The organism is Novosphingobium sp. NFX11 (assembly GCF_057376415.1).
This window is the reverse complement of the sequence record NZ_CP080386.1, coordinates 741,252-753,618: the sequence shown is the minus strand read 5'-3', so window position 1 is coordinate 753,618 and position 12,367 is coordinate 741,252. Positions and strand designations below refer to the sequence as shown.

Here is a 12,367-nt window from a genome sequence, read left to right as displayed (position 1 = left end):
CGTTTCCCCGCCGGTCGTAGCGCCGCTGGATCGTGCCACTCTGCGCGATCACCCGTTGCCGATGCCTTCGGGCGAAGTCGACAAGAATTCCCGAGGCAGGGTAACGGTCATTGGTGGATGTCTCGAGGTGCCCGGCGGCGTGCGTCTCACCGCGGAGGCTGCCTTGCGTGCGGGCGCCGGCAAGGTCAGGATCGCGACTGTCGCGCCGATTGCTTATATGATCGGCACGCTCTTTCCGGAAGCGGCCATTGCAGCCCTTCCCGCCAGCGCGTCGGGGGAAATCGCCGCTTCCGCGTCCGAAATCTCACCGCTCGTGGGCAAGTGCGACGCAATCGTGGTCGGTCCAGCCATGTCGTGCCGTAATCACGCATCGCTCCTTGTCGATACGCTCCTCGACAGCATCATGCTCGATCATAGCGTTGTGATCGACGCCGCCGCGCTCATGTCGCTTTCACAGCACGCGGACCGGCTGAAAAAACGCACGCGCCCTGCCCTCTTGACCCCTCATCCCGGCGAGATCGCCGCAATGCTCGACATTGACGGGGCAGATCTTGCATCTGAGGCAGTTTCGATCACCAGGCTCGCTGCCCAGCGGTTCAATGCCGTTGTCGTACTCAAAGGTTCCTGCACGACCATCGCCGATCCCTCAGGGGCGATCTACGGCTTCAATGGAGGCACGACCGGGCTTGCGACCAGCGGATCGGGCGATGTTCTCGCCGGTATAGCAGGAGGGTTGCTTGCCCGCGGTTGCGAGCCATTAGACGCAGCGCTGTGGGCGGTTTGGCTCCATGGCGAGGCCGGACGCCGGTGTGCCGAAACAATAGCGCCCCTCGGCTTCCTCGCCAGTGACCTGCTTCCGGTCATTCCCGGTCTGATGCATTCAGCGGGGCAATCCTGACAGCCCGGCAAACAAACCTTCTCGACCTCAGCCGCTATTGGATCGTTCGAACGAAGTGTCGAAGAACCGGAGCATCGCGGCCCATGAGCCTTCATCCGCTTCGGCGTGGTATCCCATTGTCGGATCGCCAAGTGCATCAACGGTGCTGTTAGTGAAGCTATGGAGGGCGCGGCCATAGATACCCAGCTGCCAGTCCGCTGCTGCCAGGGCCATTTCAGCCTGAAATGCCGCGATATGGTCAGGCGGCACGAGCGGATCGAGTCCTCCCGTGAACACCGCGATCCGCGCTTTTAGCGTGTCGCGCGACGCAGGGCGAGACGTATTCAACAGGCCGTGAAAGCTTGCAACCGCGCGAACCGGCACGCCGCTACGAGCGAGCTCAAGGACACAGAACCCGCCGAAGCAATACCCAAGCCCGACGATGTCTTCAGGCTCCAGTCCCGAGATATCGTTGAGCGCGGCGAGCGCGGCCTGGACTCGACTGCGCAACCTATCAGGCTCGGCGCGGAAGCGCTTGAGCGCTTCCTGGATCGCTTCACCTTCCAGGACCGCCCCCCGCCGTGCATGTCTGCCGCAAAGGCGAAGTAGCCCAGCTCTGCAAGCATGCGGGCATGGCGCCGAACATTCCCACCGATGCCATCGGCTTCATGGACAATCAGGGCCGCGCGGCCATTGGCTGCACCGACGGGGGAAAAATCTCGCCATGAAGAGTGACGTCGCCGTCGTTGTAAACGTGGAGCTGGCCTGCCAGGCCGCTGCGTGGATCACACACTATCGCATTTCCTTTTTCGAACCCATGCTCTTGAACAGCCGAGCGTGGTCGAGGTTCGCAGCAATCGCGCACGATCACGGTACGCCATGCCCGGCGCACCGCGGCAGTCCGAAGCCGGAGCATCGTGCGCTCACCAAAAAAGCGATGCGCTTTCCAGTAACCCAATCGATCTCGATGCGCGACTTCGTCTCGGGCCCTCCAGGCGTCGCCGGTTCACCCGGCCCGGTGCCTCTAGGATCGACACACACACGAGGAGCACGAGCCCCGACTGGTCGGTCCCGGCCATCTGCGGCTTCGCGAGTGCCGTCGCTCGATTCCCGCGAGCAGGCGCGGTCGATCCAAACGCCCTTTCAATCCAACCTCAGGCCCCTGCCGATGCCTGTTCACTTTCCTACGACGCCAGGCAGGACGTGCGCTTTGCCCGCGAGGATGCCCCGCATCCCTCACCTTGTCCGGCGTTGTCGTTCGATCCCTCGCTTCTTTTGCCCTCATGGCTTTCCTGATCGGGCAGCACGCCCTTTCCGCGACGATCATACGTCCTGGCACCGCTCCATTCACCTTAAGTGCAGTGACCCACGCCGTCAGGGTAATCGTTAAATCCGGTCCCCAGAAACAATGGCAGCGCGGCGATGAAGGCATCGGTAAAAGTTGCTTCCCTGCCTCCTTCGTCAGAATCCGGTTGAGGACGCAAGGTTTTGACGGCACCGAACGCGCGCCTTCTGGCGCGCGAAGACCGCGCCAGTCTTGAGGCATCTTTGCAGGGGAGCCTCGCTCTCGGGCAGGCTGGACGATGCCCGGCGATTTCACCGCATCGTCCGCCACACTCCGAAAAAAGTGGTCCGCCGCGCATTCTCCTGCGAGTAGAGTCCGGTCCCGGCGAAGAAATTGCCGCCCTTTATCGAGGCTCGCTGTCAACCGACCCTATCAGGACTTGTCCTGAAATGATGTCTTACTGCGTTTCCTTACAAGACACGCTGGCCTCCTCTTCTGCCCACCGGGTATCGGTCGGGCCCGGCTTAAAGCCCAAAAGAGTGACACCATCACTGGTGCGCCGCCAGGAACGCAAACGCTCCATGGGCAGTTCTGTACCTTATGAGAGCGATCACCATTTTCACTACGGCAGCGTTTGCATTGGCGACAGCCGCGTGTGACGGACCAAAGGAAAAGGCCGGCGCGGCCAAAGATCGGGCCGCGGCTAGCGCTTCAGGAGTTGCCTATGACGGAGAAGGCCCTGCCGAGCGGGCGGGTGCCGCAGCTGACCGGATTGATCGGGCTGTCGACAAGGCGAAGGATTCCGAGGCGGATGCGCTGAAGGACCGGCGCAAGGCCATACGTGCGCAAGCGGATGCCGAAGCCGACAAACTGGAACAGCAGGCGAAGGCCTTGCGCGACCAGGCAAAAAGTGAGGCCAGCGCCCTAGAAAAGCAGGCTGAAGGGCTCAAGGTACAGAACTGACAACCCACACTTTGCTTTCTAGCGCAGAAGCATGCCACGCTCGGCCAGGTCGTTGCGGATCGTTGTCGCCGCTACGCCCGCCTCGCCCATGGCGTGGCTGATCTGGTCGAGCCCCTTTGTCACATCGCCGGCGGCATACAGACCGGGAATTGACGTGCGCTGATGGGTGTCCACGACGAGGCAACCGTCCGTCGTTCCCTTCGCGCCCAGGGCTATCGCCAGTTCGGAACGGATGATTGAACCCAGTGCCGGATAGATCGTATCGAAGGCGAGATCTCCATGCGCAGTCGGTGCCACGATCTGGCGATCATCGATGCGCAGCGGGGAGAGGCCACCTTCAGCGAGTTTTACCCCAGCGGCGGAAAGTTGCCGTCTTTCCTCGCAGGACAGGTCATGTTCGCGTTCTGTCGCAATCAGGGTCACATCCCGCGTGTACATTCGCAGGAAGACTGCTTCTCTGAGGCCGTGACGCCGTGTGCCAAGCACTCCCACACGCATGTCGGTAGCTTCGAAGCCGTCGCAGATGGGGCAGTAGCGCAGCAGACCCTGCTCCAGCGCGATCGCGTGAGTACCAGGCCCCATCGCGGGGCGATTGTTCACCACCCCCGTGGCGAGAAGGACGGTGCGCGCCGACCACTTACGTCCTTTGCCGGAAGCAACGAGCCCGCCCGGCGCGTGCTCCAGCTTATCGATTTTGCCCTCATGGACATGTGCGCCGAACCCGGCGGCCTGCTCACGCATCAAGCCGAGCAGTTCCTTGCCCGACACCCCGCCCGGGTAGCCTGCATGGTTATGGCTGCGCGCGATCAGGGCAGCCCGGCTTTGTCCGGCGTCCACGATCGCTAGTGAGAGGTGAAACCGGGCGAGGTAAATGGCTGCGGTCAATCCGGCCGGCCCTGCACCGATGATCAGGCAGTCTAGGGGTTTGTCCATGGAGTTACAAAGCCCGGGCCGCGACTAGAGGTTCCCCTGGAAGCGACGAGGCGCACAATCAGGTCATGTCTCCGCGAATACGACCCCGATCGCCATTTCCGGCCAAACGGGCGCAGCGATGTCGAAGAACGCGCGTCATTGACCCCGATCTGAAAATACCGCGCCAGGGGGCTGTCGCGAATACTCTCGGGAACGGCGGCGCCGTGCATGCCGTTGAGGATGGTCAGCACCACGCAGGAGCCATTATGACCGACCTTGCCGATGCCCATACCCGTATGCCCTCGCTCCACGGGCGACAGGCGATAATTTCAGGCGGAACCACCGGGATAGGTCGGGCGATCGCGGTATTGCTCGCAAGCGAAGGGGTGAAGGTGTTCATTTGCGGCCGGACGCCCGAGCATCTGGAAGACGCGCTGCAGCGTATCGGGGAAGTGGGCGAAGGTGACGGCATTGCCCTCGATCTTGCCGAGCCTGACGGTGTGCAGCGCTTCTTCGATGCCGCTGCCGGATACGTGTCGTCGCCCGACATCGTGGTGGTCAACGCCGCAGTGGCTGCCGGCAGCCTGTCCGAGATGAGCGCGGAGCAGGTCCGCTATGCCATCGCGAGCGACTTCACCGCCTATCTGATGACCGCCCACGCCGCCGCGCAGGCCTTGCGCGGCGAGGGGGACATCGTGCTCATCGGGTCGATGAGCGCCCATGTGCTGGGGCCAGGATCGACCGTATACGCGGGGATGAAGGCCGGCATTGCCGGATTTTCCGAGGCGCTGCGCCGCGAGCTTGGACAGAAGGGTATCAAGGTTTCGCTGGTCGAACCCGGCAAGACAGGGGCGGACATGCAGTATCCGGACATTCCGGACGAAAAGCAGCGCGAGATGATCGAAGCCGAGACCATGCTGCGCGCCGAAGACATCGCGGTCGGTGTCCACTATCTGCTGACCCAGCCGCGCCGAACGGTCGTGCAGCAGCTGACGATCGTGCCCCGTGCGCAGGAAGGCGAATGAGGTACGCGATCGATCGCCTGGTCATCACCCCGCACGACATTGACCTGTCGCGCTCGCCTCTCGCAGGACATCTCGACGCCGAGACTTACGTGCTGGGCGCTTTCAACCCGGGGCTGACCTCCCTCCCCAACGGCAATCTCATGGCCATGGTTCGGGTTGCGGAAGCACTGCGTCATCCCATCGGCAAGGGGCATATACACTCCATCCGCTGGGAGCCGGGCAGCGGCGATGGTGGCCGCTATGTGCTGGACGCATGGCCGCTGGAGCATGCCGACGTTGCCGATCCGCGCAAGTTCATGCTGCGGGGCGGTGGCTGGCGGGTGATGGCGCTGACCTCTCTCTCTTGGCTGTTGCCGGTCGAACTGTCCCCGGATGGGCTGCAGATCGTAGCCTTTCATTATGATCGAGCGATTGCCCCTGCGCACGACTTCCAATGCTATGGTGTGGAGGATGCGCGGATCAGCCGTGTGGGCGATCGCTATCTCATGACCACATGTTCCGTCAGTCCGGAGCGGCATTCCACGACGCTGTACAGTTCTCGCAACGGGATTGACTGGCGTTTCGAGGCAATCGTGCTCGATCACCAGAACAAGGACATGCTGATTTTCGAGGGTTTGATCGACGGTCAGTACTGGGCGCAGACCCGTCCGCTTGGCGATCTGTACTTCGCGTATCGGCCGGGCAGCGAGTGGCGCGCCGGTCCGTCGATAAACCTTGCCCATTCTCCGGACGCGCTGTTCTGGAAACCGTGGCACAGGCCGGGGATCCGCCCGCACGCCGCGACTATCGCCACTTCCCGCATGGGCGGCGGCGCCCCGCCAATCCTGACCGACGACGGCTGGCTGACCTTATGGCACGGCGTTGAGCCGCACGAGATCGTCGGCATCTACCGCACGTACTGGTCGCTGCTGGACCGGGACGATCCCAGCCGGGTAATCCGGACACAGCATGAGCCGCTGCTGGAAGCGAACGCGGAGCTGACCCGCCCCCTGGAAGACCTGATGTACGTGCGTGATGTCGTCTTCACGACCGGCATCGTCGATCGCGGCGAACACTACGTCGTGGCTTCCGGGGAGGCAGATCTCGCCTGCCGCATCACGCACGTCCCCAAGTCACGCTTCCGCTCGTCCTAGCTGCCGCCTTGTTTCTCGCGTACAGCCGCGAAAGGCAGGCGGAGCGGCCCCCGCTGGTTTTAGCCGACATGCGCGACGGTATCGGCGGCATAGGCCCCGCGCTCGCCCAAAGGTTGCTCCAGGCCTGTCGTCGTGTCGCGCGCTGTCTGTCGCTCAAGCTCGCAATTCAGTTCCGCGCCAAGGAGCAGGACGTAAGCCGAGAGATACAGCCATGTCAGCAAGACCATCGCCGCACCCAGCGAGCCATAGGTTGCTTCGTAGTTGCCGAAGTTGGCAACGTAGAGGCCGAACCCGAACGTCATGATCATCCATGATAACGCAGCGAAAACCGACCCCGGCGTCAACCATCGCCATTTGGCCTGCGCCCGGTCAGGGCCGTACCGATAGACCGTCGCAGCAAGCGCCGTGCCGACAGCGCCGACCAGCAAGTAGGAAAGGATCGTCAAAAGGACGGCAACGAAACCGGGAGCCCATGAAGAAAGCGCGGACAACGCCGAGAGGCCGGCGATCGCCGTCATCGCGAGGATTGCGACGAGCACACTTCCGGATGCGATCGCAAAAGCTACGAGGTTGAGACGCATGAAGCTGCGGCTTTCCTCTTCATCATAGGCGATATTGAGCGCGACAATGAGCGCCGAGGCGCCCTTCATCACGCCGTATAAGGCAATGGCCATGGCGATCAGCAGTCCTATTCCTTTCTTTCCGTCTGAGGTCTGCACGACATTGCCGAGTTGCTCGCCGATAAGCCGTGCCGCCTCCTGCGGCATCATCGCCGTAAGCGACGCGATGTTGGACGCCACTGTCTCCGGTGTCGCGACCAGCCCGTAAGTGAGGACAATGGCGCCGAGCGTCGGCACCATCGCGAGGACGGCGCAAAACGCAACGCCTGAGGCTATCAAACTAGATTGTCGCTACTTGCCTCGCGCGAGGCTCGCGTGATGATCTGCTTCCATCCGGAAGACGGGATGGCGAGCGGCGTAGTCGCCTTCAGACCTGCGGCGGCATCACCATCGATTTCGGGCACGCTGTTTCTCCTCTTGCGATAGCAAACAGCTTGCGGAACAACGCGTTGCATGGTCGCGAAACTTTGCTTCCCGAAGGCACCCCCCATCGCCTGACCAGTGCCTGCATAAGAATGAGCGAAGAGAAGCAAGCGTGCCGCAGGCGCGCTTGTCACGCCTGATCGGGCGGAACGAAGCTCACCTGGGCCAGCCTCCAGGCCCGCTCTTTCCCCCTCGGCCAATAGTGGCGGGGATGCCTGGGCTCGCGCGGAGGGTGCACGCCATGCACTTCGGCACGGATAAGCCGCCCGGTTTCGCGCAGACGAATGGTCGCAGAAGGGAACTCGCTACGAAGCCGCTCTTCCAGCGCCAGCGCATCGCCCGACAGGTCCGGGCCCGAAAGCGCACGAGGCGAACCGTCCACAAGCTCGGCCGTCGAGGACCGCAGCGCCTTAACCCCATCGCTGATGACATCGATCGAGATGATGGCGGCGGCAACCGCATCCGCCCACCACCAGCCAAGGCCCAGCCCGACGATGCCAGCGAGCCCGGCGGCTCCGGTCAGCCAGTTCGCCTTGTTCATCAATGCATCGGTGTGCAGCAGCTTGTCGTTCAGCTTTTCGGCAAGCGGAAGTTCTTTGCGCCCGATCAGCATCGGAGGAACGAGGGAATAGAGCTGGGCCGCAATCATCAGCCATCCCAGCCAGAGGTCATGGCCGAAAAGAACGATCGAGCCGACGGTTGCGTGATCGGCTGCGACCAGCGCGGTGGCGGCGTTAAAGAGCAGTAGCAGGCCGACCGCGGTAAGGGCGACGGCGGCGACGAAGAAGCCAAGACCGTTCACCCGCTCAAAGCCGAAGGGAAACCGTTTCGATCGCTTGCCCTTCAGTTCCATCCTTGCGGCGATAAGGAACATGATCGGGGGGACCACGCCCAGCGTATCCTCCACCCAGGCCGTCTTCATGGTTTCGCTCTGGCCCATTACCAGCCCCATCACGACAACAATCGTCGCCGTCCAGAAGAGGTTCCAGTACTCCAGCCTGATGGCGCCGCGCATAGTGTCGCGCAATTCGTTCGGAAGACTATTCGTCATTGGCCGCTCGCTTCACGAGACACGGCCCGCGAGGCCCGCTCGACCAGCATGATCCACCGGTTCTCTCCGTTACGCATGGCGGCCTTCAACTCAATCGCGTGCTTGTCGGACCCTTGCGAGACGAGCGCAGGACCGAAAGCCACCTCGGTCTCCCACGGGCTGGCCTTGCTGAAGGAGCCGATCACGAGATCGGCTTGTCCCTGCGAAAGATGCTCAAGAAGCATCTCCTGGGGGCCATGAATGACTTGTGGACGCGCTGGTGTTCGCTTCGCGATCTCCGCCAGCAGTCTTCGCGCCGCAGGACTGTCGTATGAACCCGCCACCACTCCAACCGTGAAGATATGGTTTTTCTCGACCCTGGCCAGGGTCCCGTCCGGGTCCCGTGGCAGACCTTCGCATGCCGAAAGAAGAAGCGGTAAGGCGAAGGCCATCATCCATCTCATGTGATCTGCCAGGCTTGTTATTCTGATCGTCAAGGAACGGGCGACCACGGGTCTGGTTTCGTCAAAATAGGGATACGCGCGCGGGCTCGTGCGGGAATCTCGCCATGGGCTGCACTCCTTCGCCTAAACGACCGAATTCGCCGCTATCCAGAGGGCATCAACGCGCGTGGCGTCTGCCCGCTTTCTGTTCCTCGATGCAACAGGGGCGCGGTCGTCGCCTGGTCGATAGCGCTTCGCGGCGCAGTACTGAAAGGCCCGGCCGGGCTTTGGGAAACCGGCGGGGCCGAACGGCATTGTGAGACGACAATGACGAGAAGACGACAGGACCAGTTGAAGGAAAGCCGGGATGCCGCACGCCAATACGGTACACGCTATCGATCCGCTCACTGTCCGCGCGCGTGCGGTACTGCAGGAGACGTCAGGGACGCCCGCGGCCGCGTTGCGCCAGGGCGGTCTCGATATCGAGGTACGGCTCGTGGACGACACGCTCTGGGTGGTGATGCGCCGGGGCGATGCCGGCGGACTTGCCCTGCGCATGCCCGTGTTCAGCCCCGATGCGCGCTGCCGCAAGCTGAATATCCCCGGGGCGATAGCCGCCGTCGAATGCGAAGGTTCGCTCGGCACCAGCCGTCTCGTGCTCATGGCCGATCCCTTCGGCCTGGAGCAGCTGCGCGCCACGCTGTCGTTCAAGCCGACGCGCGACCTTGTCATCGAGTGGGTGCCGCGCGATCTGGTGCCGTTCGACGCCAAGGGCGATGCCGCGCAGACGCTCGGGCACGTCGAGGCGCGCCAGCGCAAGACGAACACCGCATTGCTCTATTTCACGCTGGAACGCCCGGCCTTCGGCAAAGTGCTCTACCTCCAGAACCTGACGGCCCTGAACGACTACTTCAACATGACCGGCAGCAAGCCAACGGAAGTGGTCGGCGGCGACTGGCCGGATCTGGGCTACCGCCCTCCGGTCGATCCCGAGACGGGCAAGGCGATCTTGAAGGCAGGGCAGAAGGTCACGCTCTACGACACCATCCTGTCGATCCGCGCCTATCCCCAGCAGGCGGAAACCGATTCCGCCTGGCAGTTCCTGGACATGCTGGGGGCCGTGTACGACTGGCTGTCACCGGCGACGCCGGCTCTGCACGATTGGAATGCGCGGGCTGAAGCGACCTTGCGGGATCTCGAGAACGCAACGGAAGCCAGAGTTCGGCATTACGGCCATACCTATTTTCACCCCTATACGGCGAGCGAGTACCCGGACGCCATGGTCCAGCTGTCGATCGCCTCTGCGCTTCAGGACTGGAGCCGCTGGACCGGAGAGCCGCATCCGCTTTTGCGCGAAATCATGTCCGGGATCGGCCGGTTCTACGACGACAAGCTGAAGACCCTGCGCCGCTACCTTCCCAACGTTGGCAGCGACAAGGATGCCGATGCGGTTGATAGCTGGTATCTCTATCACCCTCTCCTGAACCTCTCGAACCTCGCGCTTGCCGGCGACAAGAAGGCCCGCGAGCTTTTTCTGGCTTCGATCGACTACGGCATACGGGCGGCCCGGCACTTCAAGTACAGGTGGCCGATCATGTACAAGATCGACGACTTCAGCGTCATCACCGACGTCGCCGAAGCCGACGAACGGGGGCAAACCGACGTCGGCGGGATTTATGCCTGGGTCATGCTTCAGGCCTTCGAGCTGACGCATGACGACCGCTTCCTGGCCGAAGCCGAAAAGGCAATCGCGGCAGCCGAGGGCATGCGTTTCGACCTCAACTACCAGGCCAACCTGACCGCCTGGGGCGCGGCGGCCTGCATTCGCCTCTGGCGCATCACCAACCGCAAGGAACACCTGGATCAAAGCTACGTCTATCTCGCCAGCTTCTTCCACAACAGCCAGATCTGGAAGAGCGACATCGGCCTCGCGCGTCACTGGACGAATTTCCTGGGCGTCACTTGCCTCCAGGATGCGCCCTATATGGCCGCTTACGAGTGTTTCGATAGCTATGCCGCATTCGAGCGCTATCTGGATTATGGCGGACCGCACCTCATTCCGAGCGTGAAGCTGCTGGTCAACGAATTCTGTCGGCACGCCCTCGACCGGGGGTGGTACTACTACCCGGATGCCATTCCGCCCGAAGCGCTGGCGAGCGAGATCCGCAACGGCCACATCGATCCCGAACTGAACTTTCCTCTCGAAGACCTCTATTCGGACGGACAGAAGGCTGGCCAGGTGGGCCAGGAAATCTATGGAAGCGGGGCTGCGCTGATCTATGCCACGCGAAGCCTTCACCGCATCGAAGGTGCGCCGTTCCTGTTGTTCTGCGACAGTTTTGTACGGGCCAATCATCGCCTTGACGGCCTGACGCTCAATTTGCGGATTGATGGACCGGAGACGACCGAAGCGCGGCTCGCGCTCCTCCCGACGATTGAAAGGGGCAAGGCGATCACGCCCCGGCTATGGACAGCAGACCAGGAAGTCTTGGACATGAAGTGGGTTGAAGGCCGCCACGAAGCGTGGGTTCCGGCAAATGCTGCCCTCCTACTGACGTGGGCGCAGGACATATGAAATCGGCGGTCAAGACCACCGAAACGACCTCCGGCAATCGGCCCGACACGTGAGAGCGTACACGTTCGCTCAGCACGGCCGAGCGGGAAGGGTCAATCTCGCGATCGGACCGCCAGACAAAGTGTGTTCGCCGCCTGATGGCCATTAATGGCCACCGCATGTGCGGGAAACGGTCGATCAGTCGCCACTGGATCCCGAGTTGGAATTGCCCTCTGGTTTCAACTTGCGATCGCCCAGGCGTCCACTGCCATGGTAGCCGATGGTCGACTGGCCACCGTGACCCAGGACCGTATTACCCATGTCCTCGCGCTCTGCGTCCGATTTTCCGGTATGCGGATTGGGATAAGGCGCTCCTGCATCGCTGCCGTCGGTCGCGTTGAATGCGCCTTGCGTGTTGACGCCGTCTGGGGCGCCAGGTTTGCCGTCGTGAGGCATTGCCTGGGTGAGATGGGATTTTTCGGGTAGTTCAGACGATCCCGCGCTGCGTACGCTGCCCTCAGGTGAAGTTTGAGCGGGCGGCGCCGCTCGTCCCGCGCCGCTGCGGTACCGGCCGTACTCCTGGGCATAACGCTCGCCGAGACGATCCTTCTCAGAAGCGGGGAGTTGCGCTGCCAGGGCAGGAAGCCAGTTTTTTCTTCCTGGTACATATGCTGCTGGAGCGCGCTTTCGATATGATGCAGTTTTTCCTGCCATTCCTCGCTCATCGGCTCGATCTTCTCGAGCTTGGCAAGTTGAACCTTCGTCATGGCGTGTTCTTCATAGGCCATGACGGCGTGGGTCTTGCTGTCGTACTCGGAGATGTCCGGGTAAATCACCGCCTCTTCCGCCATCGAATGGGCGGTGAGAACCGCCGCCAGTTCCCGCATGCCGGTGATCCGCGCCTCAGGCGTGTTCGCATTGATCGCTTCCATAACGAGGCTTTCGATCTGCTTGTGCTGATCGACGATGGGCGCGAGCCAGCGCTCCGATGAGGCAAGCGCCTGCACGTTGCGTCGGGCATTTCCCCTCGCTTCATCCGACGCGGCGGGCGCAAGCGTTGCTGCTATCCTGTCGAGAAAAGACATCCGGATCTCCAAGTTCG

The 12,367-nt window shown here is 62.4% G+C and carries 11 protein-coding genes and 1 pseudogene; 5 read left to right on the top strand and 7 right to left on the bottom strand.

All coding sequences use genetic code 11. The features are described from left to right. Positions 1–61 precede the first annotated feature (61 nt). Positions 62–898, top strand: coding sequence for an NAD(P)H-hydrate dehydratase (locus KZO24_RS30325; protein WP_486488038.1), 837 nt, complete (start codon positions 62–64; stop codon positions 896–898). 27 nt (positions 899–925) lie between these two features. Here the strand turns inward: KZO24_RS30325 and KZO24_RS30320 are convergent. Next, positions 926–1,533, bottom strand: a pseudogene (locus KZO24_RS30320) (dienelactone hydrolase family protein). 1,229 nt (positions 1,534–2,762) lie between these two features. Here KZO24_RS30320 and KZO24_RS30315 point away from each other — a divergent pair. Continuing rightward, positions 2,763–3,125 carry a hypothetical protein gene (locus tag KZO24_RS30315; RefSeq protein ID WP_486488037.1) on the top strand — a complete coding sequence of 121 codons (363 nt, stop codon included), beginning with the start codon at positions 2,763–2,765 and terminating at the stop codon, positions 3,123–3,125. Positions 3,126–3,143: 18 nt separating this feature from the next. Here KZO24_RS30315 and KZO24_RS30310 read toward each other — a convergent pair whose 3' ends face one another. Then, on the bottom strand, positions 3,144–4,058 hold the full coding sequence (locus tag KZO24_RS30310) for an NAD(P)/FAD-dependent oxidoreductase (RefSeq protein ID WP_486488036.1): 915 nt from the start codon (positions 4,056–4,058) through the stop codon (positions 3,144–3,146). A gap of 245 nt (positions 4,059–4,303) precedes the next feature. Here KZO24_RS30310 and KZO24_RS30305 point away from each other — a divergent pair, with 245 nt between their 5' ends. Further along, positions 4,304–5,062, top strand: a complete 759-nt coding sequence (locus tag KZO24_RS30305) for an SDR family oxidoreductase (RefSeq protein WP_486488035.1) — start codon at positions 4,304–4,306, stop codon at positions 5,060–5,062. After that, positions 5,059–6,195 (top strand): glycoside hydrolase family 130 protein, encoded by a 1,137-nt coding sequence (locus KZO24_RS30300; RefSeq protein ID WP_486488034.1) that lies wholly within the window; start codon positions 5,059–5,061, stop codon positions 6,193–6,195. The genes KZO24_RS30305 and KZO24_RS30300 overlap by 4 nt, the downstream gene beginning before the upstream one ends. Before the next feature lie 59 nt (positions 6,196–6,254). Here the strand turns inward: KZO24_RS30300 and KZO24_RS30295 are convergent, their stop codons facing one another. The 4 genes from KZO24_RS30295 to KZO24_RS30280 form a co-directional block, all read right to left on the bottom strand. Then, positions 6,255–7,055 carry a YihY/virulence factor BrkB family protein gene (locus KZO24_RS30295; protein ID WP_486488033.1) on the bottom strand — a complete coding sequence of 267 codons (801 nt, stop codon included), beginning with the start codon at positions 7,053–7,055 and terminating at the stop codon, positions 6,255–6,257. Between the two features lie 35 nt (positions 7,056–7,090). Further along, positions 7,091–7,219 (bottom strand): hypothetical protein, encoded by a 129-nt coding sequence (locus tag KZO24_RS30290; protein WP_486488032.1) that lies wholly within the window; start codon positions 7,217–7,219, stop codon positions 7,091–7,093. Between the two features lie 149 nt (positions 7,220–7,368). After that, positions 7,369–8,253: a cation efflux transmembrane domain-containing protein gene (locus KZO24_RS30285; protein ID WP_486488031.1), complete on the bottom strand. Its 885-nt coding sequence runs from the start codon at positions 8,251–8,253 to the stop codon at positions 7,369–7,371. A gap of 32 nt (positions 8,254–8,285) precedes the next feature. Then, positions 8,286–8,723 carry a hypothetical protein gene (locus KZO24_RS30280; RefSeq protein WP_486488030.1) on the bottom strand — a complete coding sequence of 146 codons (438 nt, stop codon included), beginning with the start codon at positions 8,721–8,723 and terminating at the stop codon, positions 8,286–8,288. Between the two features lie 355 nt (positions 8,724–9,078). Here KZO24_RS30280 and KZO24_RS30275 point away from each other — a divergent pair, with 355 nt between their 5' ends. Beyond that, positions 9,079–11,286, top strand: coding sequence for a hypothetical protein (locus tag KZO24_RS30275; protein WP_486488029.1), 2,208 nt, complete (start codon positions 9,079–9,081; stop codon positions 11,284–11,286). Positions 11,287–11,504: 218 nt separating this feature from the next. On the opposite strand, the gene KZO24_RS30270 is transcribed toward KZO24_RS30275, so the two are convergent. Continuing rightward, a complete protein-coding gene (locus tag KZO24_RS30270; protein ID WP_486488028.1) occupies positions 11,505–12,350 on the bottom strand; it encodes a hemerythrin domain-containing protein in 846 nt (281 codons plus the stop codon). Positions 12,351–12,367 lie beyond the last annotated feature (17 nt).